Origin of the sequence: Bradyrhizobium sp. CW1, assembly GCF_023100665.1 — a bacterium.
GTDB classification, from domain to species: domain Bacteria; phylum Pseudomonadota; class Alphaproteobacteria; order Rhizobiales; family Xanthobacteraceae; genus Bradyrhizobium; species Bradyrhizobium canariense_D.
Genome location: NZ_CP064684.1, coordinates 2,486,037 through 2,509,588 on the forward strand (window position 1 = coordinate 2,486,037; position 23,552 = coordinate 2,509,588).

The 23,552-nt window shown below is 63.9% G+C and carries 26 protein-coding genes; 15 read left to right on the top strand and 11 right to left on the bottom strand.

All coding sequences use genetic code 11. The features are described from left to right. Positions 1-31: 31 nt before the first annotated feature. Positions 32-652, bottom strand: a complete 621-nt coding sequence (locus tag IVB54_RS12000) for a response regulator transcription factor (protein WP_018460280.1) — start codon at positions 650-652, stop codon at positions 32-34. A 146-nt stretch (positions 653-798) separates the two neighbouring features. On the opposite strand from IVB54_RS12000, the gene IVB54_RS12005 reads away from it, so the two are divergent. The 9 genes from IVB54_RS12005 (at position 799) to IVB54_RS12045 (ending at position 10,663) form a co-directional block, all read left to right on the top strand. Then, positions 799-2,157, top strand: coding sequence for a histidine kinase (locus IVB54_RS12005; RefSeq protein ID WP_026233990.1), 1,359 nt, complete (start codon positions 799-801; stop codon positions 2,155-2,157). Between the two features lie 152 nt (positions 2,158-2,309). Continuing rightward, the gene (locus IVB54_RS12010) at positions 2,310-4,829 is read left to right on the top strand and encodes a TonB-dependent receptor (RefSeq protein ID WP_018460278.1); all 2,520 of its coding nucleotides are present in this window, start codon (positions 2,310-2,312) and stop codon (positions 4,827-4,829) included. Between the two features lie 131 nt (positions 4,830-4,960). Beyond that, positions 4,961-5,260 carry a hypothetical protein gene (locus IVB54_RS12015; protein ID WP_085384859.1) on the top strand — a complete coding sequence of 100 codons (300 nt, stop codon included), beginning with the start codon at positions 4,961-4,963 and terminating at the stop codon, positions 5,258-5,260. Next, positions 5,257-5,490, top strand: coding sequence for a hypothetical protein (locus IVB54_RS12020; RefSeq protein ID WP_018460276.1), 234 nt, complete (start codon positions 5,257-5,259; stop codon positions 5,488-5,490). Before IVB54_RS12015 ends, IVB54_RS12020 begins: the two co-directional genes overlap by 4 nt. 169 nt (positions 5,491-5,659) lie before the next feature. Then, a complete protein-coding gene (locus IVB54_RS12025; RefSeq protein ID WP_162847266.1) occupies positions 5,660-5,827 on the top strand; it encodes a hypothetical protein in 168 nt (55 codons plus the stop codon). Between the two features lie 60 nt (positions 5,828-5,887). Then, positions 5,888-6,295 (top strand): hypothetical protein, encoded by a 408-nt coding sequence (locus IVB54_RS12030; protein WP_018460275.1) that lies wholly within the window; start codon positions 5,888-5,890, stop codon positions 6,293-6,295. Positions 6,296-7,158: 863 nt separating this feature from the next. Next, the gene (locus IVB54_RS12035) at positions 7,159-8,622 is read left to right on the top strand and encodes a GH1 family beta-glucosidase (RefSeq protein ID WP_085361044.1); all 1,464 of its coding nucleotides are present in this window, start codon (positions 7,159-7,161) and stop codon (positions 8,620-8,622) included. Positions 8,623-8,770: 148 nt separating this feature from the next. Beyond that, on the top strand, positions 8,771-10,003 hold the full coding sequence (locus tag IVB54_RS12040) for an acetyl-CoA C-acetyltransferase (RefSeq protein WP_247443200.1): 1,233 nt from the start codon (positions 8,771-8,773) through the stop codon (positions 10,001-10,003). Between the two features lie 357 nt (positions 10,004-10,360). Continuing rightward, positions 10,361-10,663, top strand: coding sequence for an HU family DNA-binding protein (locus IVB54_RS12045; protein ID WP_007601427.1), 303 nt, complete (start codon positions 10,361-10,363; stop codon positions 10,661-10,663). A 70-nt stretch (positions 10,664-10,733) separates the two neighbouring features. On the opposite strand, the gene IVB54_RS12050 is transcribed toward IVB54_RS12045, so the two are convergent. The 7 genes from IVB54_RS12050 to IVB54_RS12080 form a co-directional block, all read right to left on the bottom strand. Then, positions 10,734-10,889 carry a hypothetical protein gene (locus IVB54_RS12050; protein ID WP_247295101.1) on the bottom strand — a complete coding sequence of 52 codons (156 nt, stop codon included), beginning with the start codon at positions 10,887-10,889 and terminating at the stop codon, positions 10,734-10,736. 5 nt (positions 10,890-10,894) lie between these two features. Then, entirely contained in the window at positions 10,895-13,300 is a 2,406-nt protein-coding gene (lon, locus tag IVB54_RS12055) for an endopeptidase La (RefSeq protein ID WP_247453679.1), read from the bottom strand. A gap of 8 nt (positions 13,301-13,308) precedes the next feature. Further along, positions 13,309-13,692 (bottom strand): Hsp20/alpha crystallin family protein, encoded by a 384-nt coding sequence (locus IVB54_RS12060; protein ID WP_007601432.1) that lies wholly within the window; start codon positions 13,690-13,692, stop codon positions 13,309-13,311. Between the two features lie 154 nt (positions 13,693-13,846). After that, on the bottom strand, positions 13,847-14,413 hold the full coding sequence (locus IVB54_RS12065) for a ferritin-like domain-containing protein (RefSeq protein WP_018460267.1): 567 nt from the start codon (positions 14,411-14,413) through the stop codon (positions 13,847-13,849). 112 nt (positions 14,414-14,525) lie between these two features. After that, positions 14,526-14,732 carry a hypothetical protein gene (locus tag IVB54_RS12070; RefSeq protein ID WP_026233987.1) on the bottom strand — a complete coding sequence of 69 codons (207 nt, stop codon included), beginning with the start codon at positions 14,730-14,732 and terminating at the stop codon, positions 14,526-14,528. Positions 14,733-14,824: 92 nt separating this feature from the next. After that, positions 14,825-16,012, bottom strand: coding sequence for a carboxylate-amine ligase (locus IVB54_RS12075; RefSeq protein WP_018460265.1), 1,188 nt, complete (start codon positions 16,010-16,012; stop codon positions 14,825-14,827). 3 nt (positions 16,013-16,015) lie between these two features. Continuing rightward, positions 16,016-16,834: a gamma-glutamyl-gamma-aminobutyrate hydrolase family protein gene (locus IVB54_RS12080; protein ID WP_247777228.1), complete on the bottom strand. Its 819-nt coding sequence runs from the start codon at positions 16,832-16,834 to the stop codon at positions 16,016-16,018. A gap of 286 nt (positions 16,835-17,120) precedes the next feature. Between IVB54_RS12080 and IVB54_RS12085 the strand changes: the two genes are divergently transcribed. From IVB54_RS12085 to IVB54_RS12095, 3 genes are all read left to right on the top strand, one after another. Next, the gene (locus IVB54_RS12085) at positions 17,121-17,747 is read left to right on the top strand and encodes a MarC family protein (protein WP_018460263.1); all 627 of its coding nucleotides are present in this window, start codon (positions 17,121-17,123) and stop codon (positions 17,745-17,747) included. A 159-nt stretch (positions 17,748-17,906) separates the two neighbouring features. Further along, a complete protein-coding gene (locus IVB54_RS12090; RefSeq protein ID WP_247404789.1) occupies positions 17,907-18,560 on the top strand; it encodes a class II aldolase/adducin family protein in 654 nt (217 codons plus the stop codon). Positions 18,561-18,572: 12 nt separating this feature from the next. Beyond that, a complete protein-coding gene (locus tag IVB54_RS12095; protein WP_085361046.1) occupies positions 18,573-20,360 on the top strand; it encodes a chloride channel protein in 1,788 nt (595 codons plus the stop codon). Between the two features lie 50 nt (positions 20,361-20,410). On the opposite strand, the gene IVB54_RS12100 is transcribed toward IVB54_RS12095, so the two are convergent. Further along, a complete protein-coding gene (locus IVB54_RS12100) occupies positions 20,411-20,668 on the bottom strand; it encodes a DUF2798 domain-containing protein (protein WP_247404786.1) in 258 nt (85 codons plus the stop codon). 46 nt (positions 20,669-20,714) lie between these two features. Between IVB54_RS12100 and IVB54_RS12105 the strand changes: the two genes are divergently transcribed. Next, positions 20,715-20,909: a hypothetical protein gene (locus tag IVB54_RS12105; protein WP_247409134.1), complete on the top strand. Its 195-nt coding sequence runs from the start codon at positions 20,715-20,717 to the stop codon at positions 20,907-20,909. Positions 20,910-20,954: 45 nt separating this feature from the next. Beyond that, complete coding sequence (locus tag IVB54_RS12110; RefSeq protein ID WP_247777229.1) at positions 20,955-21,347, top strand: hypothetical protein; 393 nt, start codon at positions 20,955-20,957, stop codon at positions 21,345-21,347. 663 nt (positions 21,348-22,010) lie between these two features. Here IVB54_RS12110 and IVB54_RS12115 read toward each other — a convergent pair. Together IVB54_RS12115 and IVB54_RS12120 are read right to left on the bottom strand one after the other, a co-directional pair. Beyond that, positions 22,011-22,196, bottom strand: a complete 186-nt coding sequence (locus IVB54_RS12115) for a hypothetical protein (RefSeq protein ID WP_018460258.1) — start codon at positions 22,194-22,196, stop codon at positions 22,011-22,013. A gap of 9 nt (positions 22,197-22,205) precedes the next feature. Continuing rightward, positions 22,206-22,691: a hypothetical protein gene (locus tag IVB54_RS12120; RefSeq protein ID WP_018460257.1), complete on the bottom strand. Its 486-nt coding sequence runs from the start codon at positions 22,689-22,691 to the stop codon at positions 22,206-22,208. 585 nt (positions 22,692-23,276) lie between these two features. On the opposite strand from IVB54_RS12120, the gene IVB54_RS12125 reads away from it, so the two are divergent. Continuing rightward, a complete protein-coding gene (locus tag IVB54_RS12125) occupies positions 23,277-23,471 on the top strand; it encodes a hypothetical protein (protein ID WP_247361288.1) in 195 nt (64 codons plus the stop codon). The last annotated feature ends 81 nt before the right edge of the window (positions 23,472-23,552 follow it).

Consider the following 23,552-nt stretch of genomic DNA (forward strand, 5'->3'; position numbering starts at 1 on the left):
AACGCTTGTGTGACCGAATTCGCGGCGGCCGTCAGGCCACGCCGCTGTCGATCGCCAGCCGCACCAGCTCGACAGAGGTTTTCACCCCGAGCTTCTGGCGCATGATGGACGAGGTGTTGGCGACAGTCTTGTAGGACGACTGCACCAGCCAGGCGATCTCGGATAGGCTCTTTCCGGCGCTGAGCAGCCGCAAAATCTCCATCTCGCGCGCGTTCAGCTTCGACAGCGGGCTTTGCGCCAGCGCGGGTCCCGCAAAGGCGATGCTGCGCGCGATCGCGCTCGGCAGATAGGTGCCGCCGCCGCCGACGGTGCGAATCGCCTCGACGAGATCGTCGGGGTCACCGGTCTTGGAGACATAGCCCTTGGCGCCGCACTCGATCGCCCGCGCGGCAAAAGCAGGGTCGTCGTTCATGCTGAACATGATGATCCGGGCCTCGGGCGCGCGCTCGAGGATGCGGCGCGCGAGCTCGAAGCCGGACACGGTCGGCAGGTTGATGTCGATGATCGAGAGGTCGGGGCGCTCGACGATGAAGACGCACTCGCCGTCTTCGGCGTCGGCGGCCTCCAAAATCTCGATCTCGCCCTCGTCCGCCAGCACGGCACGGCAGCCGGAGGCGACGATGGGATGATCGTCGACGATCAAAATGCGCATAGGCGTTCCTCGCGACAGCGTCTTGGCCTGTTTCGCGCCCGGCCGGGATTGCTGTACGCTTTCGATTAGATATCGGGCGCTTCGCCTCTGTCAACGTTATCGGACAAGGGGCAGGCCAATCCTTCGCGGGGGCACGGGCGATACCAATGTGGCAAAATCTATCCTTGCGCGGGCGCATCAACCTGCTGCTGGCGCTGCTGCTGGCGCTGGGACTCGCCGTCAATATCGGCCGCCAGGTCGCGGAAGCCGGGCCGCGCGTGCAGGCCGAGGACCAGAGCGTGATCCGGCTCGCGCGCGAATTCATCGAGATGATCGTTGCGGATCTCAACGAGGCGCCCGATCCGGATGCCAGGCTGAACCAGATCGCACGCGACCTCAGCCGCCTGCGCCATGTCAGCATCGCGCTTCGGGACGAAGCCGGCCGTCCGCTGACGCAGCCCCGGACCGACGCCGATGACGACACCCGCGCGCCGCCGGCCTGGTTCGTCAGCCTGGTTCATCCCGAGCAGACCGCGGTGAGCGTGCCCGTCTCGATCCATGGCAAGCCGGGTTCGCTGCTGATCACCTCCCATCCCGATGACGAGATCGCCGAGATCTGGGACGCCATCGTGACCCAGCTCGAGGTCGGCTCGGTGATCGCGCTGGCGCTGTTCCTGGTGATGATGAATGTGATCGGCCGGGCATTGGCGCCGCTCCAATCCCTTGCGGACGTGATGGCCGAGCTCGAAGACGGGCGTTATCAGGCGCGCGTCGCGCCGGGCGGCGCGCCGGAACTCGCCGCGATCTGCACCAAGCTCAACCATCTTGCGGCAACGCTCAGTGACGCCATCGAGGACAAGCGGCGCCTCGCCGAGCGAACGGTGTCGCTCCAGGACGTCGAGCGCAAGGAGATCGCGCGCGAGCTCCATGACGAGTTCGGGCCATACTTGTTCTCGCTACGCGCGCATGCCAGCGCGCTGGCGAAGCAGGCGGACGGACGCGCCCCGAATGCGGAGGCCGTGCGAAAACACGGCAGTGCCATGCTGGAGCAGATCAACGCGCTTCAGCAGTTCAATCGCCGCGTGCTGGAGCGCCTCCGGCCAGTCGGCCTGGCCGAGTTCGGCCTGCGCCAGGCGCTGGAATCGCTGTCGCGGCTGTGGCGGGAGTCGCATCCCGATGTCACCATCGAGACCGTGATCTCGCCGGCGCTTGGCGTCACCGGGGAGACCGCCGACCTCACCATCTACCGCATCGTGCAGGAGGCGCTCACCAACGTGTTCCGCCACGCCGGCGCGACCTCGGTTAACGTCGTCATCGAGCCGGTGGCGGAGGCGGCAAGCGACGGCCGCAGCTGTGCCCGGGTGCGGGTCAGCGACAATGGCCGCGGCATGGAGCCCGGCCAAAAGCTCGGCTTCGGGCTCGTCGGCATGCGCGAGCGGATTCTCGCGCTGGGCGGCACGCTCAACGTCGTCTCGGGTGACGGTGGTCTGACCGTAGAGGCCCTGGTCCCGACGGCAGCGGCCTGATCGCGTCGGGAAAAATTCCCGATTTGGTCGGGAAATTTGGTGCGATACGGCCCGACCTTTTGTGGTGGCGCACGCATTCCTGCCGATTACACTCGTCTCGACCAACCGGGGGAAGATCAAAACAGTCGGTGGTCACGGATGGGAAGGCTGGGATGGGCGATCGTGTTTGGTTCAAGCGTTTTCGGTTCAAGCCTATTGGGTTCAAGCCTCTTGGGTTCAATCGTCGTTTGTTGATCGCCTTGGTTTCGACCGGGCTGCTCTCCGTCTTCGCGATCCCCGCGGGGGCCGCGCAGGACGAGGAAACCAACGTCCAGAACCTGCCGCCGGTCGAGGTGACGGCGCCGCCGCGGTCAACGGCGCGGCGCACCGCGTCATCGCGTCCGGTCGCGCACATCGGAGCGCCGTCATCCGCCAGCCCCAAGACGCGCCTCTACGTCTATCCGACCGCGCCGGGTACCGGCAGAGGTCTTGACGTCGACAAGGTCCCCTCGGCGATCAACGCCGTCGACGCCAGCCAGATCAAGCGCACCGGCTCGCTGAACATCACCGACGCGCTTCGCGACAACATCGCCGGCGTCAACATCAGCGAGGTTACCGGCAATCCATTTCAGCCGGATGTCGAATTCCGCGGCTTCGTTGCCTCGCCGGTGACGGGCACGCCGCAAGGCCTCGCTGTGTATCAGAACGGGGTTCGCATCAACGAGGCCTTCTCCGACGCCGTCAACTGGGACCTGATCCCGACCGCGGCGATCCGGTCGGTGACGCTCGTGACCAACAATCCCGCCTTCGGCCTCAACGCGCTGGGCGGCGCGATCAATTTGCAAATGAAGGACGGTTTTACCTATCAGGGCGCGGAGCTTGATCTCATGGGCGGCTCGTTCGGCCGCATTCAGGGCTCGGCGCAATGGGGCAAGACGGTCGACAAGAACTACGGCGTCTATGCCGCGCTCGAAGGCCTGCACGACAACGGCTTCCGCAATTTCTCCCAATCGGACGTGCGGCGCTTCTACGGCGACGTCGGTTACAAGGCGGGCGACAGCGAATTCCACGCCAACATGGGCGTCGCCAAGAACGATTTCGGCGCCAACGCCACCGTTCCCGCCGAGCTGCTCGACAAATATTGGGGCGCGACCTACACGACCCCGCAGACCACTTCCAACCGCGTCGGCTATCTCAACCTGACGGGCAAGGTCGATGCGACGCCGACCTGGACACTCGAAGGCACCGCGCATGTGCGCAGGTACGAGCAGAAGCTCGTCGACGGCAATCCGACCGACGCGCAGGAATGCACTGACCCGGGGCTCGCTGGGCTTCTTTGCTTCGGCGACGGCGCCACACCGGCAAACGGCGTGAACGGCCTGCCGCTTGCCAATCCTTTCGCGTCCGGGACCATCCTCGGCGAGATCGACCGGAGCTCGATACGTTCGACCACCTTCGGCGTGTCGGGGCAGGCCACCAACACCGACCAGCTGTTCGGCCACGACAACCGCTTCGTGATGGGCGCGACCTATGACGCCAGTGTCACGCGCTATAACGCCACCGCCGAAATCGGCACGATCGGAGAAAGCTACGTCGTCAGCGGCGGCGGCCTCTTCCTGGGGCCGACTGGCGTACCTGATACCGTTGCCGGCCCTGTCTCGCTGCGGACCGTCAATCAATATAACGGCCTCTACGCAATGGACACGTTCAATATCACGGACGCCTTCGCCGTCACCGGCGGCGGCCGGTTCAACGTCGCGCGCATCACGCTGGAGGATCAGCTCGGGACCGATCTCAACGGCGATCACACCTTCACCCGCTTCAATCCGGTAATCGGCGGCACCTACAAGATCACGCCGGAGCTGACGGCCTACGCCGGCTATTCCGAGGCCAACCGCGTTCCGACGCCGCTCGAGCTCGGCTGCTCGGATCCAGCCCGTCCCTGTCTGATTGCCGCGTTTCTCGTCTCCGATCCGCCATTGAAGCAGGTCGTGTCCAAGACCGTGGAAGCGGGCCTGCGCGGCAGCAGGGAGCTGAACATCGGCACGCTCGGCTGGAAAATCGGCGGCTTCCGCGCCACCAATTACGACGACATCGTCGCCGTTCCCGCAGTCGGCCGCACCGGCTTCGGCTATTTCTCCAACGTCGGCCGTACCAGGCGTCAGGGGCTCGAAGCTGAGGTCAACATCAAGTCGCCCACGCTTCAGTTTCAGGCGAGCTACGCTTTCGTCGACGCACGCTATCTCGACGCTTTCGCGCTCGGTTCCGAAAGCCCGTTCAGGGATACTGTCACCGAGACCATTCAGGTGCTACCCGGCAACCAGCTCCCCGCGATCCCGCGCCATCGCGTCAAGGTCGGCATCGACTATGCCGTCACCGACGTGTGGAAGGTTGGCGGCAACGCGCTGTTCGTCTCCAGCCAATATCTGGTCGGCGACGAGTCCAACCAATATACGAAGCTGCCGTCCTACACCGTGTTCAACTTGCACACGTCCTACCAGGTGACCAAGAACGTCCAGCTCTACGGCAAGATCGACAATATCTTCGACAGGCGCTACGCGACCTACGGACAGTTCTTCGACCGCGAAGCCGTGCCCAACTTCACCAATGGCGGTGCCGAGTTCACCGACCCGCGCTCGCTCAGTCCGGCAAGGCCGCGTGCGTTCTATGCGGGGATGCGGGTGACGTTCTGATCTTGGCTCGGTAAGCCCGGGTTGGCGCCGCCCGGCATGGCGTGTCACGCCGGCTCTGCTCTACCTCAAGCCGATTGACTCATTGTTCATGTTTTGTTCTTATGCTGCTCGTCCAGCCAAGGGAGCGAGCCATGGACAACCGCATCAACGAAATCCGCAGGATCATCAGGGCGTTACGCGTCAGCATGCGTGAGGCCGAGGCGATCATGCATGAGCAGATCAACAGGGACGAGGACTGCAGCTTCGTCGCAGGCGAAGTCATGAAGATGCGCACGGTAATGAGCGGGCTCGTTCAGGAGCGGGCCGCGCTCGGAGACACCGACCCGATCGTCGTCGCCAGCCTGTTCGTTCCCCGCCGTCGGCCGATGCCATCGCGCGTCGGGGTTGAGAAGCGCAGCCTTGTTCCGCCGCGAAAGATGGCACGAGCATGAAGGGGGAGAGGCCGACCTACTTCTCCGACATGCAGGAGCCGCCGGAATTTCTGAAGGCGCTTCATCATGCGCGGCGCCTGTCCTGCCTCGAGGGTTGGTGCCGCATGCACATCGAGGCCATCCAGGTTGCGATTGATCAGTACGCGGAGGCGGCTCTCGGTAACCGGGAGTTCTTCCTCAATAAGCCGCACAGCATCGGTGGAAGTCGCAGCGGCGGCGACGTGCCGTGACAGCGGTGCGTGTCAGCGTATCGACCTTTTGACATCTCCGATGATCCCGCCCGCCGGCGAAGCTTGGCGTCGCGTTGTTTTTACCGATTGGAAACCATAGCGAATGATCCTAAAATTGTAACGAAACTGTTCGGCTGTCTCTGCGTCGGTTCGTCGGAGGGCCCGTCCGATGACAGAGCACCAGTTGAGAGAGCAGGAATTCCAGATCGCGCGGTACCGGCATTTGGAGCGCGAAGTGACCGATCCACTTGCCGCCTGTCTGCTTCACAGCATCATTGAAGACCTGGAGGCCGAGCTGCGCAGGAATAGCCCGGATTGGCTCGGGCCGCGCGATTAACGCTTTGTTAGCGCTGATCGTGTCGATATGCGCGAGGAAATACCAGGGGAGACTGCTCCCATGTTGAAGGACGGCACCTACGCCGCCTGGTACAAGACGCCGCTCGATCAGGGGACCGGGATCGTCCATATCGCAGACGGACAGATCTGGGGCTGCGACAGCCTGATGACCTATCACGGCTCTTGCAAGGTCGACGGCGATCGCTTCACCGCCACCGTGTCGACGAAGCGCCATACCGACGGACGCGCAACCGTGTTCGGCGTCGACGATGAGCTCACGCTGGACATCGAGGGAAACTGCCCGGGCAAGGTGGCGACCTACACGGCGACGGCAGCGCAAGCGCCGGGAATGATCCTCCAGGGTACGCTGATTCTGACGGAACAGCAGGCGCCCGCACCTGAACGAACCGGGCAGATGCCGCCGTTCAATCCCGACAAGCTGCCAAAGTTGCCGAAGCGCTCGCGCTGATCGCGGAAGCCCGCGCGCCACCGCGGCGGAAGGACCTCATGTCTGCTCCCGACCCAGGCAGACATTCCGCAATCCAGGCTCGCCAAGCAACGAGAACGGTCCCGTCGTTGGTCATGGCAACACCGAGCCAATTCATCCGCGCTGGATTCCCGCCGTCATCAAGCGATCACTGCGAATACGAAAGCTGATCTTCCGTGACGACTCGCTCGATTTTCTCCGACTTGCACTTGATGCGGTATCGGAGACGTCCATCGGACTCGATGGGCATATGCTGGACGATGGTGTAAATCATCGGTGGCTCAGTTGCGGCACGTCCTTGTGGGCCTTGGGGCTGGTGGCGAACGTCTTCATTCAGCTTGTAGGCATACGACATACATCTACCTCGAATTCACGGTGGCTCTGACGCGGGTCAGTCATTGTATCCCTGGCAGGACAGGCGCTTGGTCAAGCGGAAGAGGTTACCACAGTCTGATGCGGTCAAACCGCGTCATAAGTCAGTCGTTCTCTTGCTTGACCGGTGCAGACAGACAATCGCCCAGAGCGGAGCGGCGATGGCTGCAGCATACGCCATATTTGCGAAGTTTGGTCGTAATTTCCGAGCGGTATATGGCATTCTGTGAGCCTACGGGCCCTCGTATCGAGGGAACTGACAACTTCCTTGCCGGATTGGGCTGGAATTCGAATGACGGTGGGGCTGGTATTTCGGCTTTGGGGTAGCTCTGCCGACGATCGCCCTAGCCCCTTTCGGACAACTTTGTCGCATTCCGCAATCCTGCATCCTCGGCCCTCGGCTCGCCCGCTTCTCAAACGACCCGCGATTCGCCATGGTGCCACCGAAAGAGCATCACCCCGGAGCACGATCAATGTCGGACAAGGTCTCGCGTCGCCAGTTCGCCACGCTGGCGGGATTGTCCGCAGCCGGAATCGCCAATCCTCTCGAGGTCGCGGACGCCAAGCCCGCATCGCCGCCGCGAAACGTGGACGGTTTCCCCGCGGGCTTCGTCTGGGGCACGGCGACCTCGTCCTATCAGGTCGAGGGCGCGGTCAACGAGGACGGGCGAGGGGCCTCGATCTGGGACAAGTTCGTCCGCATCCCCGGCAAGATCGAGGATGGCTCGACCGGCGACCGCGCCAACGAGCACTATCACCGCTACAAGGAGGACATCGCGCTCATCAGGGAGCTCGGCTGCAAGGCCTATCGCTTCTCGGTGGCCTGGCCGCGGCTGTTTCCGGACGGCGACGGCAAGCCCAACCCGAAGGGACTCGATTTCTACAACCGCCTGGTCGACGAACTCCTCAAGAACGGCATCGAGCCGTGGCTGACGCTCTATCATTGGGACCTGCCGCAATCGCTCCAGGACCGGTTTGGCGGCTGGCGGTCGACGGAGACCTGCAAGATCTTCGGTGATTACGCGGCCTATGTCGCCGAGCACCTGACCGATCGCGTCAAGAACGTATTCACACTGAACGAGAGCGGTCGCTTCGTGTATTTCGGCTACGGCATCGGCATCGACGCGCCCGGCGTGACGCTGCCACAAGCCGAGGTCAACCAGATCAGGCACAACAGCGCGCTCGCGCACGGGCTTGCGGTGCAGGCGGTACGCGCCCATGGCCGCCGTGGCACCAGGGTGGGGCCGGCGGAGAACATCGATGCCTGTGCCCCCGCGATCGACACGCCGGAGAACGTCCGCGCCGCAGAGATCGCGCTGCGCGAAATGAACGCCGGCTATCTCAACGTCATCATGACGGGCCAGTACACCGACGCCTTCCTGAATTTCGCCGGGCGCGACGCGCCGAAATACACGGATGCGGAGCTGAAGATCATCTCCTCGCCGGTCGATTTCCTCGGCCTCAACATCTACGCGCCGCAGAACTATGTGGTGGCCTCCGACCAGGGCGCGGGCTTCATGCCGCTGCCGATCCCGAAATCCTTCCCGCACATGAATTCGGACTGGCTGCGCGTCGGCCCCGAGACGATCTACTGGGTGCCCAAGCTGGCGGCAAAGATCTGGAAAACGGACGCGATTTATATCAGCGAGAACGGCACCTCCGGCGACGACGTCGTGACGCCCGACGGCAAGATCTACGACACCGACCGCATCATGTATTTGCGCAACTACCTGGCCCAGCTCCAGCGCGCCACCGCCGAAGGCGTGCCGGTGCGCGGCTATTTCCTCTGGAGCCTGATGGACAATTTCGAATGGGTATTTGGGCTCAACAAGCGCTTTGGGCTCTACCACGTCAATTTCGATACGCAGGTGCGTACGCCGAAACTCAGCGCCAGCTTCTATCGCAACGTGATCGCGAAGAACGCAGCGGGGGTTTGATTGCTCTCCCTCGCCCCGCTCTTGCGGAAGGGCGACGAGCTTGGCTCGCGTTGAGAGGGCGGGGTGAGGCGGTTCCGCCAGCGCGCATTGACTCCCTTCGCCCGCTGATTCAAAACGCTTCCAACCGTTCAACAAGAGGATAATGCCAATGATCGACGCACTCATCATCGATGCCTGCCGGACCCCGCGGGGCGTTGGCAAGGCCGGCAAGGGGGCGCTCTCGGGCATTCATCCGCAGCAGCTGGGAGCAACCGTGCTGCGCGCGCTCGCGACGCGCACCGGCATCGACACCGCCGACGTCGACGACGTCATCTGGGGCTGCAGCGCGCAGGTCGCAACGCAAGGCGGCGATCTCGGCCGCATGTCGGCGCTGGACGCCGGCTACGACGTGCGCGCGAGTGCCGTAACGCTCGACCGCTTCTGCGGCTCCGGCATCACCGCCGTCAACATGGCCGCAAGCTCGATCATGTCGGGCACGGAGGACCTCGTCGTCGCCGGCGGCTGCGAGATGATGTCGATGGAAGGACGCCGCGGCGGCGGTCCGATGATGATGGACAACGGCAATCTGCGCCTGCGAGCGCGGCATCCGCAGTCGCATCAGGGCGTCTGCGCCGACGCGATCGCGACGCTGGAAGGCATCACGCGAAGGGACGTCGACGCGCTCGGCCTCGAAAGTCAGAAGCGTGCCGCGCATGCGATCGCGAACGGCCACTTCAAGAAGAGCCTCGTGCCGGTGCATCGCGAGGACGGCAGCCTCGCGCTCGACCATGAAGAATATCCGCGGCCGCAGACCACGATGGAAGGGCTGAGCGCTTTGAAGCCCGCATTCCCCGCAGTCGCCGACCATGCGCTCGACGACAGGGGCACGACCTATCGCGGCCTGATCCTGCAGAAATACCCCGACCTCGAGATCGACTTCATGCACCACGCCGGCAACTCGTCCGGCGTCGTCGACGGCGCCGCCGCGATCCTTCTGGCTTCGCCCGCTTACGCCAAGGCGCACGGCCTGAAGCCGCGCGCCCGCGTCGTCGCGATGGCGAATATGGGGGACTCGCCGACGCTGATGCTGAACGCGCCGGTGCCGGCGACGCGCAAGGTGTTGGCGAAGGCGGGGCTGACCATCGACGACATCGACCTGTTCGAGATCAACGAGGCCTTTGCCGTGGTTGCGGAAAAATACATCCGCGACCTCAAGCTCGACCGCGCCAAGGTCAACGTCAACGGCGGCTCGATCGCGCTCGGCCATCCCATCGGCGCCACCGGCTCGATCCTGATCGGCACCCTGCTCGACGAGCTTGAACGGCGCGACTTGAAGCGCGGTCTCGTCACCATGTGCGCGGCCGGTGGCATGGCCCCGGCCGTCATCATCGAACGTATCTAGCGCGAGCGAAGCTCGTCGCGCTCCCTAGAAATAAGGGAGAGAAAGTACCCGCGATCGCCACATCACGACGATCTAGCCTTATTTTCCAGGGTGAATCGCGACCGGACTCCGACAAAGAGGCCGGTCATCGCTTGTCGAAAGCATCGAATCAGCTTTAGCAAGGCTGCGTGCGGGCCTTTGAAACAAGGTAAAATCCGCTGCCTGAGGCTTCTCCCGCTCCGGAAGTGGCTAAAAAGCAGGGTTTTTTGCCACAGAGGGCCAAAAAAGCCCGTAAAACCCCGACAAAACTGTGCAGAAGGCTATAGGCCTTCACCGGTTGGTCTAATATGCAGCCGTCAACGAATCAGAGGAGACACGATGGCCACCCAAATGTCGAAATCGCAGCTGATCGAAAAGATCGCGACCACCACCGAGCTTTCCAAGCGTGACGTCAAGAGCGTCATGGAGACGCTGACCGACGTCGGTCACAAGGAGCTCAAGAAGAACGGCCTGTTCCTGGTGCCGGGCTTCGCCAAGTTCGTGGTCATCAAGAAGCCCGCCACCAAGGCGCGCAAGGGCACCAACCCGTTCACGGGCGAAGAGATGATGTTCAAGGCCAAGCCGGCCCGGAAGATCGTCCGCGCCCGCCCGGTCAAGGCCGCCAAGGACGCCGTGGGCTAACAACGCAAAGGCCCCCTCGAGCGAGGGGGCCTTTTGTTCGGGGCTGTCGCGAGGACTTGAGACGGAGGGCTCAACCCTTGCGGCGCTTCGCGCGGACCGGGATCGGCTGAAGCCGCGGTCCGGATGCCGCCAGCGCATCGCGAACCCCGTCTATGGCGCGATCGAGCAACTGGCGCAACCGCTGCGTCTTTCGCGATTGCTTCGCTTTTTCCAGCAGTTTCTTCATCGCATTCACTCCGCCGCTTCGACCTTGGCCTCGATTTTGGCCTCGGCCGGCTCGAGCGCCGCGGCGATGGCTTCGTCGACGCGCTCCAGCCAGATGAATTCGAGGTTGTCCCGCGCGCTCTGCGGGATGTCGTCGTAATCCCGCTTGTTGCGCGCCGGCAGCATCACCCGCTTCAGGCCCGCGGCCGCGGCTGCCACCACCTTCTCCTTGATGCCACCGACCGGCAGCACCAGGCCGCGCAGCGAGATCTCGCCGGTCATGGCGGTGTCGCTGCGCACCGTGCGATTGGTGAGCAGGGACGTCAGCGCCGTGAACATCGCAACGCCCGCGCTCGGTCCGTCCTTCGGGGTCGCGCCCGCGGGCACGTGAACGTGGATGTCGCTTTTTTCGAACAGCTGCGGATCGATGCCGAGCTGCGTGGCCTTGCTTTTCACCAGCGTCATCGCAGCCTGCACGCTCTCGCGCATGACCTCGCCGAGCTGGCCGGTCAGGATCATCCCGCCGCGGCCTGATACCCGCGAGGCCTCAATGAACAGGATGTCACCGCCGACCGGTGTCCAGGCGAGGCCGGTGGCCACGCCTGGAATGCTGGTGCGCTGCGCGATCTCGCCTTCGAAGCGCGGCTGGCCGAGCACAGTGCCGATATCCTTTGGCGTCACGACGACCTTGGCAGCCGTGCCTTCGGCGACCTGCACGGCAGCATGGCGGAACAGCTTTCCGATCTCGCGCTCGAGGTTACGCACGCCGGCTTCGCGGGTGTAGCCCTTGACCACCAGCTTCAGCGCCTCCGGCTCGATCTCGGCCTGCTCGGTCGTCAAGCCGTTGGCCTCGAGTTGCCGCCGCACCAGATAGCGCCGCGCGATCTCCAGCTTCTCATCCTCGGTGTAGCCGGCCAAGCTGATCAGCTCCATGCGGTCCAGCAACGGACCTGGGATCTGGTCCAGCATGTTGGCGGTCGCGATGAACACCACGCGGGACAGGTCGAAGGGCACGCCCAGGTAATTGTCCCGGAACGTCCCGTTCTGCTCGGGGTCGAGCACCTCCAGCATCGCGGCGGAAGGATCGCCCTGCACGCCGCGGCCCATCTTGTCGATCTCGTCCAGCATCATGACGCAGTTCCGGGCGCCGGCCTTCTTAATGCCCTGGATGATGTTGCCGGGCAGCGCACCGATATAGGTGCGCCGGTGGCCGCGGATCTCGGCCTCGTCATGCACGCCGCCGAGGCTGACGCGCACGAAAGGACGGTCCATCGCGCGTGCGATGGACTGGCCGAGCGAGGTCTTGCCGACGCCGGGCGGTCCGACGAAGCACAGGATCGGCGCCTTGCCCTGCGGCGCCAGCTTGCGCACCGCCAGATATTCGATGATCCGGCTCTTGATCTTCTCCAGGCCAAAGTGATCGGCGTCGAGGATGCGGCGCGCTTCCTTGATGTCGATCGGCTTCTCCGCGGGCAGTGCCCACGGCAGCTCGATCAGCCAGTCCAGGTAAGTGCGGACCATGCCGGCCTCGCCGGCGGCCTCCGGCATGCGCTCGTAGCGGCGCAGCTCCTTCTTCGCATGTGCATCGGCCTCGGGCGGCATGTTGGCCTTGGCAATGGCAGCGGTCAGCTCGGCGACCTCGGCCGCCTTGCCGTCGCCTTCGCCGAGCTGGCGCTGGATGGTCGCCATCTGCTCGCGCAGGATCGCTTCGCGCTGCCGCTCGTCGAAGCTGGCGCGGGTCTGCTGGCCGATCTCGTTGCTGATGCGCAGCACCTCCAGCCGTTCGGCCAGATGCTTCGACACCTTCTCGACACGCAGAGCGAGGTCGATGGTCTCCAGCACCTCCTGCTTGTCCTGCGGCTTGATGTCCATGAACGAGGTCGCCAGGTCCGCCAGCGCGCCGGGCGCCGTGGTGCCCTGGAACATCGCGACCAGTTCGGGCGGCGCCTGCGGCAGCAGCTCGATTGCCTCGATGGCCTGGCGCTGCAGGTTCAGCCCGCGGGCCTCGATCTCGGGCGTGCTGGTGGTCGGCTCCGGAATCTGCTGGATCCGCGCGGCCGGGAACGGCGTCGCCGGCAGGAAGTCGAGGATGCGCGCGCGCTGCACGCCCTGGCAGACGATGTGATGGGTGCCGTCGGGCGCGGTGATGTAGCGCACGATGTTGGCGATGGTCGCGACCCGATAGAGGTCGTCCGGTCCGGGCTCCTCGGTCTCGGGGCTGCGTTGCAGGACGATGCCGACCGGCCGCTGCTCGCGCAGCGCCTGCTGCGCGGCGGCGACCGACTTCGGCCGTGCGATCGCGATCGGCGCGATGGCGCCGGGGAACAGCACCATTTCGCGCACGGGAATGATGATCAGCGCGTCTTCGGGAATCTTCACGTCGGAATTGCTCTGGGGATTGGTCGGTGCGGTATTCATTGGTTCGGTGGCCATGATCGACCTCAGGATTTGGCGAGGCGCAGCGCGACGCAGCCGTCCATCACGAAGCGGCTGATGGCGTAACGGCCAACGGGCAATGCAATGCGGCGCTCAAAACGCCCCTGCGGCAGTTCGAGCCGGTGGATGCGGGCGTTGCGAAGCTCTGGCGGAAGGGTGCGCTGGCCGGAGATGACGAGCACGCCGTCATGGATGACAGTCTCGACATTGTCGGGATTGACGCCGGGAAGCGCGACCAGGATCAGGAGCTCATGCTCGGTTTCGAGCACGTCGATTGGCGGCTCCCAGCAGGCTTCCTGCCGGCCGAACTGCTGGCGCAGCCGTTCGGCGCGGGTCAGCGAGTCCAAGGCTTCGGACAGCATCCAGTCGAGGGGATTTTTGGGTTGCATGATGCGGGCTCGGCGGGTGAGGAACCCTGAATATGGGGCCGGTTCCCGAGAATTCCAGCCCGGCTGCGCGCAGGTGCCATGCGGATCGAGAGATCCGAAAACAAGCGCCGCGGCCTTCCGGGCCGCGGCGTTCCGTCGTCACCCTATGTGTGCCTCAGGCCGCCTGGCGGTATTCCTCTTCCGCCTCGAGGTTGATCACGGAGGTGGCGAGCTCGGTCAGGGCGTGATCGGTCGCCTCTTCCTCGTCCAGCGTCGCCTGCAGCAGCTTTGCCGCGTCCTGCATGCCGAGCTCCTCGGCCCAGGTGCGCAGCGTGCCGTAGCGGGAGATTTCGTAATGCTCAACCGCCTGCGCGGCTGCGAGCAGGCCTGCGTCGAGCGCAGGAGCGTTCTTGAACTCCTTCATGATCTCGGCGCCTTCGTCGGTGATGCCGTTGATCGCTTCGCAAGGCTTGCCGCGGGCCGGCTTGCCCAGCATCTTGAAGATCTGCTCCAGACGTTTGACCTGGCCCTGGGTCTCGCGCAGATGCTTGTTGAAAGCCGCCGCGAGCTCCTTCGAGTTGGCGGCCTTGGCCATCTTGGGCAGGGTCTTGATGATCTTGTTCTCGGCGAAATAGATGTCCTTGAGCGTCTCCAGGAATAGGTCGCTCAACATCTTCGGCGCCTGACGGGCGCGGCCCGTCGACGATTTCTTGGTTGTGCGCTTCTTCGCTTTTTTGGCCATAAATCCTCCTCTTGAGGCGACACGGGAAGGCATCGCCTTCCTCAATCCTCAGGCGATCCAAGCCTTTCGGTGAACGAAAGTTCCAAACGGCAAGCTGCACTCGGCGCGTCGCTCAGGTCGGACGCTTGTACGGGTCTTCCTGGCGCTGCCGCTCTTCCGTCGCGCGGTCGAGACGGGCCCGCTCGCTGCGACGGAGGTGACCGGCCTTCATCACTCCGTAGACGAGGGCGCCGCCAAGCACGAACGCGCCGATGAACCAGAGCCAAAGCATCTGGGTCGAGGCGTGGCCCAGCAACATGCTAACACCGCTGTCGCTCATAGATGATCTCCACCATGTCCCTTGCGGTCATGGTCAGCTAAGTCGGATGGCGGAAGGTCGTTCCTCAACCAGCCCTCGTCGCATGCGGCGCCTCACACCGGATTGGCGACAGGCTGCCGCACCGAACTCCCTCTCGGCTCGCCCGCACGTGCGGTGAAGTCCCCGGCCTCGGTCGAGGTCCGCAGCCATTTCGTCACATCGCCGATCGCCTCCCGCGGCGATCGGCCGAATTTCCTCAAGCCCCGGAAATATTCCAGCTGAAGATGGGCCGAGGTGCCGCGCTTGGGGATGGTCTTGAGATGCTGGATATCGTCCTCGATGCGAAGATGCGCGATGTCGGGGGCCAGCATGGCGATCACCGTCTCAAGCCAGGTCCTGAACGAGACCGGCTCGAACGACACCAGGTCGATATACGTCCCGTCGGTTCCGTAGCGCTGGGCACGCCAGCGGTTCTCCTCGATCAGCGCGCGGTGCACGGCCGAATGGGTGGCGTTAAGATCCGGATGGTGCACGGCGTGCCTGACCAGCGCGCGAAACAGCGCCGCGATCGCCACCGAGTCGGCAATTGCCGTGCAGCAATCGGTGATGCGCAGCTCCAGGGTGGGATGTTGGAGCGAAGGCCGGAGCGCCCACCACACATAGGTGGCATTAGGGACGATGCCTGCATCGACCAGGGTCTTCACATAGGTCTCGTATTCCGCGAGGTTGCGAAACATTTCGGGAAAGCCGGTCCGGGGCAGGGCGTCGTTTGCGGCATTGCGGTAGCCGAGCAGTCCCGTGGGGTAGCCGCACCAGAACGGCGACGAGGTCGACAGCGCCAGCAGCAGCGGCAGGAATGGCACGAGGCGGTGCATGATCTCGACCCGGTGGTCTGGCTCGGGCACCTCGACGTGAACGTGCAGCCCGCTGATCGGATTGCCCAGGCCAACCATCCCGAGGTCGCTGATGACCTTGCTGTAGCGGCGCTTGCGCGTCATGCGCTGCTGCTGGGGTTGAGCCAACGGATGCGTCCCCGCCGCGACGATGCCGACCCCGTGCTCCTTGCCGACCTCGGCCAGGACCGCGCGGTAGTGTGCAAGCTCAGTGACGGCATCGGCTGAAGTCGCCAATGGCGGCGTCGCCACTTCGATCTGCGATTGTAGGATCTCGGTGGTCAGCCGCTCCCCAAGGCGTTTCTGGGCGGCTGCCATATAGGGCTTGGGCAGCTCAGACTTCGGTGCCGCCGATTGGCGGTTGACCAGAAAATATTCCTCCTCAATGCCGAAGCGGTAACGGTGCATGACCTACGCTGCCCCTTGCGCCTTCGCATGCTGACGAACCGCGTCTCCGAAGGCAGAGAGAATGCGGGCCGACGCGTGGTCGGAGCTCGCCCAATAATCCGGATGAAAGATCGTGCCGAGCGCAAAAGCGCTCGCGCCTTCGACGCTGACGGCCTCGACCGAGCCGTCCTCGGCCACGGCCTCCGCCACAAGCCCCGGTGCGAGATCGGCGATCAGGCAGCTGTGCAGAGAATTCACCGAGATGGCGTCTGTGCCGCAGATCTGCTGCAACACGCCGCCTTTGCGCAGCGTTACTTTTTGCCGCAGCCGATAGCGGGCATCCTCATTGTCCGCCTCGGGCGTGCCGTGGCGTCGATCCTCGGGCAGATCGTCCGGCTCTTTCGCGAGCGTGCCCCCAAACGCGACGTTGAGCTCCTGGATTCCACGGCAGACGAACAGAGCGGGAATGCCGCGCGCCAGCGCGCGCGGAATCAGGCGTAGTGCGACCTCGTCGCGGAATTCATCAAATGGACCATCGCGCGCTTCGTCGGCCGTTTGTCCGTAACGGGAGGGATGGACGTTGGTCTGCCCCCCGCCGATGAAGAGGCCGTCGAGGCGGTCGAGATACGCATCGACATCTGCTTCCGGTGCCGCGGGCAGGACCCGCGGCACGGCGCCCGCGACGAGGCCGACGGCGTTGACGCAGATCAAGGCGACCGAGGCCAGCTGTTCGCCGCGCGCAACCATGGAATCCGAGAGGATGCCGACCTGTGGCGCGCCGCTGCGGGCTTGCCACTGGCCACGGAATGCGGTGAGCCGCCACTGCTGAAGACCGTACGCCACTGCGTCCGCGGCGCCGCCGAATTGGTGAATGGCGGCCTGGAGTTCTCTGACGTTTGTCCCTAATCGAAGCGCCCAGCGGCTGCAGGAAATGGGATCGTGCGGATCAATTCTGGAATGGGGCTCGTGCAATTGTCTGGGCTGCTTCTATTGGTGTGTCGATGCCGAGGGCAACGGCAATCCTGCAGAATGGTTGCTTCGCGATTGAGCTGCTTGATGTTTTTGAGCACACGCTGAACTAACTTTTGTTATTGCGACGTGCTTGGGCCGTCGGATCGGAAGAGGCGCCATGATCGATTTCTCCCTGTCCGCCTTCGTGACGCTGCTGCTGGTGGTCGATCCCGTTGGTCTCGTGCCCGCCTTCCTCGCCGCGACCGGAGGAATGCCCGACAAGACCAAACGCACGATCGCGCTGCGCGCGCCGCTGATTGCGGCGTCGATCCTGGTGGTGATCGCCACGATCGGAAACTGGTTGCTGCGCCAGCTCGGGATCGGCATCCCCGCGTTCCAGATCGCCGGCGGGCTGCTGCTGTTCGGCGTGTCCTACCAGATGATATTCGGCGACCGTCCGCATCGCGAGGCCCGCGAGGCCGACAAGGCAACCTCCGAGCATGCCTCCGACGTCGCGGTCTTCCCGCTGGCCATCCCGATGATGGCCGGTCCCGGCGCGATCGCGACCACGCTGCTCCTGACCGGCGATGCAGGCTACGGGCCGAGGCTCGCGATCATCATCGCGGTCGTGCTCGCCGTGTGCCTGCTCTGCATGCTCTGCTTTGTCTCGGCGAGCCTGATTGCCCGCACCCTCGGGCGTACCGGAAATGCGGTGCTGTCGCGCGTGCTCGGCATGTTGCTCGCGGCCTATTCGGTGCAGTTCGTGATCAACGGAATCGCGGCCGTCCGGGCGGGCCTGCCCTAGAGCTGCGACAATCTGTTAATAGTTTGATTTTCATGTTTATTCCATGATGCCATGAGGCAGCTGACGGGATCGTGCGCGACCCGGTCCGCTTTCTCTTGCGCTGCCACATTGCTTTGACGTACTCCCCGTCTGACAGGCGCCCACCGTCAGGAAATCGAGATGTCGATGACAGCGGACGAGCTCGACAAGAGACAGGCCATCATCGGCGCCTGCCGCCGCATGAATGCGCTCGGCATCAACCAGGGCACCTCGGGCAATATCAGCGTCCGGCATGTGGACGGGCTTCTGGTCACCCCGACCAGCGTGCCCTACGACGCCATGACGCCGGACCAGATCGTGTTCATGACGATGGACGGATCGCACGCGCCCGATCAGAAGCCGTCCAGCGAGTGGCGCTTCCACCTCGACATCCTGAAGGCCCGGCCAGACGTCGACGCCGTCGTCCACGCCCATCCGACCTATTGCACCATCCTGGCGATCATGGGCCTGGAGATCCCGCCCGTGCACTACATGATCGCGGCCGCCGGCGGCGACAGCATCCGCTGCGCGCCCTATGCCACCTTCGGAACGATGGAGCTGTCCGAGCATGCCGTGCGGGCGCTGGAGGGCCGGCTTGCCTGCCTGCTCGACCATCACGGCATGATCGCGATCGGCAAGTCGCTGGACAAGGCGATGTGGCTCGCGGTCGAGGTCGAGACGCTGGCGCGGCAATATCACGGCTGTCTCCAGATCGGAGAGCCGCCGCTGCTGTCGAGCGCCGAGATCGAGCGGGTCCGCCAGCGCATGTCCGGTTACGGCATGTCGGAAGGGTAGGGCGGACAGAACGTGTTCCTGCGGATCAGACATCTCGCCGACCGCAAGGGGACGAACCGCATCATGGTTCGGCTGCGGGCGCTGCTGCGCAGCAACGAATTCTATCTGATCCCGCTGGCGCTGGTGATCGGCACGCTCGCCGGCGCCATCGTGACGCTGATGGCCGAGATAGCGCAGATTGCCCACATGGTGATCTACGGCATTCCCATCGACGTCCGCCTGTCCGCCAATACCAGCGTCAGTCCCTGGGCCGCGCTGATCGCGCCCGCGCTGGGCGGGTTGGTGCTTGGGATCATGGAGTGGTGGCGGCGACGGCTCAAGCTCTCCAGCGCGGTCGATCCGATCGAGGCGAACGCGCTGCGCGGCGGCAATCTGTCGATGCGCGACAGCGTGGTGGTGTCCAGCCAGACGCTGATCTCGAACGGCTGCGGCGCCTCCGTCGGCCTCGAGGCCGGCTATACCCAGATCGGCTCGGGTATCGCCTCGTTGCTCGGCAAGTTCTTCAATCTGCGCCGCAACGATCTGCGCCTGATCGTCGGCTGCGGTGCCGCTGCGGCGATCGCGGCGGCCTTCGGTGCACCGATCACGGGCGCCTTCTACGCCTGCGAGCTGATCGTCGGCGTCTACTCGGTCGGCAGCGCGGCGCCGATCCTCGCCGCCTCGCTCGCGGGCGCCCTGACCGCGCAATGGCTCGGCGGCGCGCCATACTCGCTCGAAATACCCAAGGTCAGCGCCGTCGGCGTCGAGCAATATCTGGCGCTGATCGGTCTCGCGCTCGTCACCAGCGGTGTCGGCATCGCCGTGATGCGCTCGTCCTCGATGTTCGAGCGCCTGTTCAAATGGCTGCCGGTCTGGTTGCGCCCGGTGATCGGCGGCCTCATCGTCGGCGGTTTTGCGATCGTCACGCCGCAGGTGCTGGCGGCCGGCCACGGCGCAATGGTGCTCGATCTCTTTCACGACATGACGATCGGCCTGATCGCGCTGATCATCGCCTTGAAGGTGACGGCCTGCCTGATCTCGCTCGCCTCCGGCTTCCGCGGCGGCCTGTTCTTTGCCTCGCTGTTCGTGGGCAGCCTGATCGGAAAGTTCTTCTCCGCGGTGCTGCTCTTGATCAGCCCGAACTTCGTGATCGATCCGCTGGTCGCGATGCTGACGGGCATGGCGACGCTGGGCGTCGCCATCGTCGGCGGTCCCTTGACCATGTCGTTCCTCGTGCTCGAGATGACCCGCAACGTCGACGTTACCGCCGTGGTGCTCGCCGGCTGCATCGTCACCTCGATCTGCGTCCGCTTCATGTTCGGGCACTCCTTCTCGACCTGGCGCCTGCATCTGCGCGGCGAGACCATCCGCAGCGCCAACGACGTCGGCTGGCTGCGCAACCTCACCGTCGAGCGGCTGATGCGCTCAGATGTTGGCAAGGTGCCGTCGACCACGACGATCGCCGCGGTGCGCCGCGAATTCGCGCTGGGCTCGCGACCCGGGATCGTCATCGTCAACAATGCGGACGAATATGTCGGGCTTGTCCTGCTGCCCGACCTGTTCTCGGGCGACCTCGACACCATCGCCGACGAAATCCAGGTGATCGAGCTCGCGCGCCTGACGGAGATCGTGCTGATCCCGGAAATGAACGTGAAGTCGGCGATGGCGGTGTTCGACGAGGCGGAGGCCGAGATGCTGGCGGTGGTCGATTCCACCGACAGCCGCAAGGTGGTCGGCTTCCTTACCGAGACCTTCGCCCGCCGCCGCTATGTCGAGGAGATCGACAAGGCGACGCGCGGCGTACTCGGCGCGCTGTCGTAAGGTCACGCGGAAGCGGGACGGCGTGCGTCATGCGCCGCCGTCCGCGCCTGCTATCGGCCTGGCTGCGAGGGAGCAGCGACGACGCTCGCCACGATCCGGCGGACCAGCGGCAGCACCATCAGCAGCGTCGGAAAGGCGACGAGCCATGACAGCGCCCAGGCGCCCGGCCAGGTCGCGAGGAACGCCGGCGTTGCGCCGAGGCTTCGAAGGGTGGAAATGACCGACACCACGGCCGTCATGAGGATGGACAGCACAAATGGCATCACGATCGACGCATAGCGCGCCGGCAGTTTGCGAACCGCAATCATCTGGTTTCTCTTGGAATAAGACGCGTCAGTCACGGTGAACCCAAGAATGGCATCGATCCCGACGGCGTCGGTTGATGCGTTGGTTCACGTAAAACGCTTACGGCGACCGAAAAACGGTGCGCCTGTTCATTATCCGCTCATGTTGGATGGTTCAAGCTGGATCTGGACGTTCGATTTACAATCGTTCAACGCGTGGCAGATTGCCGCGATCACGAAACCATTTCAGTGGTTTGCCCGTTAAGTGGTGTTTGATTATGTCGCTTTGAGCGAGAACAGGAAGGTCAAGATGAATAAGGGACCGATGATTTCTGCAGCCGGCCGCAACGTTGGGCTGGCAGCTTTCGCAAGTCTTGTTCTGATTACGGCCCCGCTCACCCCTTCGGCTGCTGCCAACTCGCCCGCGCCCACCAAGGCCGCTGCCGCGGGCCCGGCCGCTCAAGCTGCCACCGATTTCAGCGCGGCTCGCCGCCATCGCTATTATCGTCGCGGCCCGAACGCTGCAGGCCTCGCCTTCATGGGCGCGGCGGCAGGTCTGATCGGCGGCGCGATCGCAGAGAGCAGGCGCCAGGAGTACTACGAGGACCGCTATAATTACGGCCCCGGTCCTTACTACGGCGGCCAGGGATATTACGGCGGCGCTCCCTACTATGGTCCGCGTGGCTATTATCAGCCTTATTAGGCGCCTGTCCTCGCCGCAGTCTCGTTTCGCGCCAAGGGGCGGTGTTTTGCACCGCCCCTTGTTGCTTCTGCGCGAGGCGTCTCATTGCGCGACCTGTGTCGCGGGCGCGTCAATCCCTTCCGGAAAAAATATTCCACTTTACCGAAATTCGGTTTTGGCGTATGTGTCGCCCATCCCGGCTCATCCTCGAGGGGCGATCTTGTGGTCGTCATGTTCGCGAGCCGGGCTTGCGGTGGACGCGGCAGCGTTCGGGTGCGAGAGGCCAAGGGCAGCTCTCCGTGAGCCCAAGGCTTCGTTCCGACGAGCGGCGCTGCTAGGCTTCGTCTCGTCTGTAAGTTTCCGGCTCCGTCGACAGGGCTGGGAAAACTGCGGCGAAATGGCGGGCCGTGCGTACGGCAAAACCGTGTGGTCCTGGCGTCTAGCGATTTCCTGCGCTTGGGAAAAACTCAAGAGCCTCGTCTAATGAAGGACTTATATGGGATTGGTGCCCGGCGCCGGGTCCGGTCGAAATGCGTTGGGCCCTATTAGGCCCTAGTTTCGCATGCTGGCGGCGCGGGCCTGCTGGATGCGATGGCCGGACCTGCCCGGTTGCGCTGGCGGCGCGCTGTGGGGCTTCCCTGCGGCCTTCCTGCGGCCTCGCCGCTGACCCCTGCCGGTCGCGATCTACTGGATCCGGTCAGCGATGATGCCGAGCATAACAACTACAGCTGCGAGCAACCACATCACCCCTCTAATATCCTGCCGCGTATGTCGAATGTAGTCGTCGGTGCTGCCAGTGTCCTTGCGCTGCTCTCTATTCGCGAGGAAGGCCACTACGACTATCATGCCAATGCCGATCAGCGTGAACATGGTGCTTCCTCACTTAGCCTGCCCGTCTTGGGCGGCGAGAGCATCGAGCAGGGCTTTGCAGGGTGCCTCTAGTCTGAACCGCTTGCAGATGCCCTCGACCATGAAGACGATAGTGCTCTTGGGCGCGGCGTCGATGAACTTGCCAGTCTCTTGAGAAATGGCCTTTTGGATTTCACCGTAATTGATTGGAAGACGCGGGCAGTATTGTTGGTTGAGCTTATCGAGGTCGTCGCGGCCAGACGCGGAACTGGTGGCATATTTCAGGTCGACACACATGCTGTCGGCGCTCTTCCATCCCTCTGCTGAACAGGCCAAGCGTCGACTTGTCACTTTAGCCGCGCCCCCGCTGGCAAGCCCTCCCTCCCCGACGAGGCTCGGGCATTCACACACGGTCGCCCCTGCAGAATACGACTGGCCCGCATAGTCGCACGTCGGCAAAGACAATGCGGTTGTCGGGATGGTAACAACAAACGCGACTGCCAGTATCCACTTCATGTTGCGCCCCCTTAAACCTACAACTCCGATAGAGTGTGGTTTGTCCTTGCGGTCAAGGGGCCACTCTCTTCAACAACGGCCTTGTCAACATCTGTTGCTCAAGGGGGCCATGGGCTCGCCCGCCGCTGCCTGCCGTCGCGTGGGTCGTGGTCACCCCGCAAAAATTATCCGCGCGGATAACATCGACCGCGACATGCGCGACGCTGGGCGATGGTGACGCGGTTACGCTTGAAGAGGACGTGCTCGTCGTTTTTCCATATCAGGGGTTAGCACGGTCAAAGTGATGCGCGACGGCTGGCGGGGCCGTCGAAGGATGGCGGTCCCATCCGCATCGGTCGCCAAGGTACTGTGGAGGGCGTCAGTTTGTGCGGGGACCGCGCGACGGCCCCGTATAAATATATTTGTCATTTTGCATTCCCGGTTTAATTTTATGCTGGTTGGTACACAAAGGGCGGTGCGCGATGTGGCGCATGTCGAATAGAAGCAGTGATCTTCATGGATTGGAACGCCGGGACCGGCACGAGGTTAGATGGATTGCGCACGCTCGCGGCGGCGCTGACCGGCGCGTCGGATTGGAGGCGGCCGATGAAATTCATCGTGGATGAAGCCGGCGAGATCATCGCCCAAGCAACGGATGACCATACTCTAATTGGCGGCCAACACCGCCTCGCAGTGGCGGCCAGCCTCGGTAAAAGACTGTTCTGGCGAGATACCGGCGAACCTTTAAATCTTGATAACTTCTTCAAGCATTATGGAAGTTCTCGTGGACATACAGCCTGAGCCACTCACCGAGCGTATCCCTGTTAGGGGACATCGCACCGTCTTGGAATAATTGGCGCGATGTTGCCGTCCGCGACGGCC

Excerpts from the sequence above, each read along its gene's own strand:
- IVB54_RS12040 (WP_247443200.1), top strand. The coding sequence starts at position 8,771 with ATGATCGACGCACTCATCATCGATGCCTGCCGGACCCCGCGGGGCGTT.
- IVB54_RS12000 (WP_018460280.1), bottom strand. The coding sequence starts at position 652 with ATGCGCATTTTGATCGTCGACGATCATCCCATCGTCGCCTCCGGCTGC.
- IVB54_RS12120 (WP_018460257.1), bottom strand. The coding sequence starts at position 22,691 with ATGAAGTGGATACTGGCAGTCGCGTTTGTTGTTACCATCCCGACAACC.
- IVB54_RS12045 (WP_007601427.1), top strand. The coding sequence starts at position 10,361 with ATGGCCACCCAAATGTCGAAATCGCAGCTGATCGAAAAGATCGCGACC.
- IVB54_RS12090 (WP_247404789.1), top strand. The coding sequence starts at position 17,907 with ATGTCGATGACAGCGGACGAGCTCGACAAGAGACAGGCCATCATCGGC.
- IVB54_RS12125 (WP_247361288.1), top strand. The coding sequence starts at position 23,277 with ATGAAATTCATCGTGGATGAAGCCGGCGAGATCATCGCCCAAGCAACG.
- IVB54_RS12035 (WP_085361044.1), top strand. The coding sequence starts at position 7,159 with ATGTCGGACAAGGTCTCGCGTCGCCAGTTCGCCACGCTGGCGGGATTG.
- IVB54_RS12060 (WP_007601432.1), bottom strand. The coding sequence starts at position 13,692 with ATGCAACCCAAAAATCCCCTCGACTGGATGCTGTCCGAAGCCTTGGAC.
- IVB54_RS12010 (WP_018460278.1), top strand. The coding sequence starts at position 2,310 with ATGGGCGATCGTGTTTGGTTCAAGCGTTTTCGGTTCAAGCCTATTGGG.
- IVB54_RS12075 (WP_018460265.1), bottom strand. The coding sequence starts at position 16,012 with ATGCACCGTTACCGCTTCGGCATTGAGGAGGAATATTTTCTGGTCAAC.
- IVB54_RS12105 (WP_247409134.1), top strand. The coding sequence starts at position 20,715 with ATGGCATCGATCCCGACGGCGTCGGTTGATGCGTTGGTTCACGTAAAA.
- IVB54_RS12100 (WP_247404786.1), bottom strand. The coding sequence starts at position 20,668 with ATGATTGCGGTTCGCAAACTGCCGGCGCGCTATGCGTCGATCGTGATG.
- lon (WP_247453679.1), bottom strand. The coding sequence starts at position 13,300 with ATGGCCACCGAACCAATGAATACCGCACCGACCAATCCCCAGAGCAAT.
- IVB54_RS12050 (WP_247295101.1), bottom strand. The coding sequence starts at position 10,889 with ATGAAGAAACTGCTGGAAAAAGCGAAGCAATCGCGAAAGACGCAGCGG.
- IVB54_RS12115 (WP_018460258.1), bottom strand. The coding sequence starts at position 22,196 with ATGTTCACGCTGATCGGCATTGGCATGATAGTCGTAGTGGCCTTCCTC.
- IVB54_RS12005 (WP_026233990.1), top strand. The coding sequence starts at position 799 with ATGTGGCAAAATCTATCCTTGCGCGGGCGCATCAACCTGCTGCTGGCG.
- IVB54_RS12015 (WP_085384859.1), top strand. The coding sequence starts at position 4,961 with ATGGACAACCGCATCAACGAAATCCGCAGGATCATCAGGGCGTTACGC.
- IVB54_RS12025 (WP_162847266.1), top strand. The coding sequence starts at position 5,660 with ATGACAGAGCACCAGTTGAGAGAGCAGGAATTCCAGATCGCGCGGTAC.
- IVB54_RS12030 (WP_018460275.1), top strand. The coding sequence starts at position 5,888 with ATGTTGAAGGACGGCACCTACGCCGCCTGGTACAAGACGCCGCTCGAT.
- IVB54_RS12085 (WP_018460263.1), top strand. The coding sequence starts at position 17,121 with ATGATCGATTTCTCCCTGTCCGCCTTCGTGACGCTGCTGCTGGTGGTC.
- IVB54_RS12065 (WP_018460267.1), bottom strand. The coding sequence starts at position 14,413 with ATGGCCAAAAAAGCGAAGAAGCGCACAACCAAGAAATCGTCGACGGGC.
- IVB54_RS12070 (WP_026233987.1), bottom strand. The coding sequence starts at position 14,732 with ATGAGCGACAGCGGTGTTAGCATGTTGCTGGGCCACGCCTCGACCCAG.
- IVB54_RS12020 (WP_018460276.1), top strand. The coding sequence starts at position 5,257 with ATGAAGGGGGAGAGGCCGACCTACTTCTCCGACATGCAGGAGCCGCCG.
- IVB54_RS12110 (WP_247777229.1), top strand. The coding sequence starts at position 20,955 with ATGAATAAGGGACCGATGATTTCTGCAGCCGGCCGCAACGTTGGGCTG.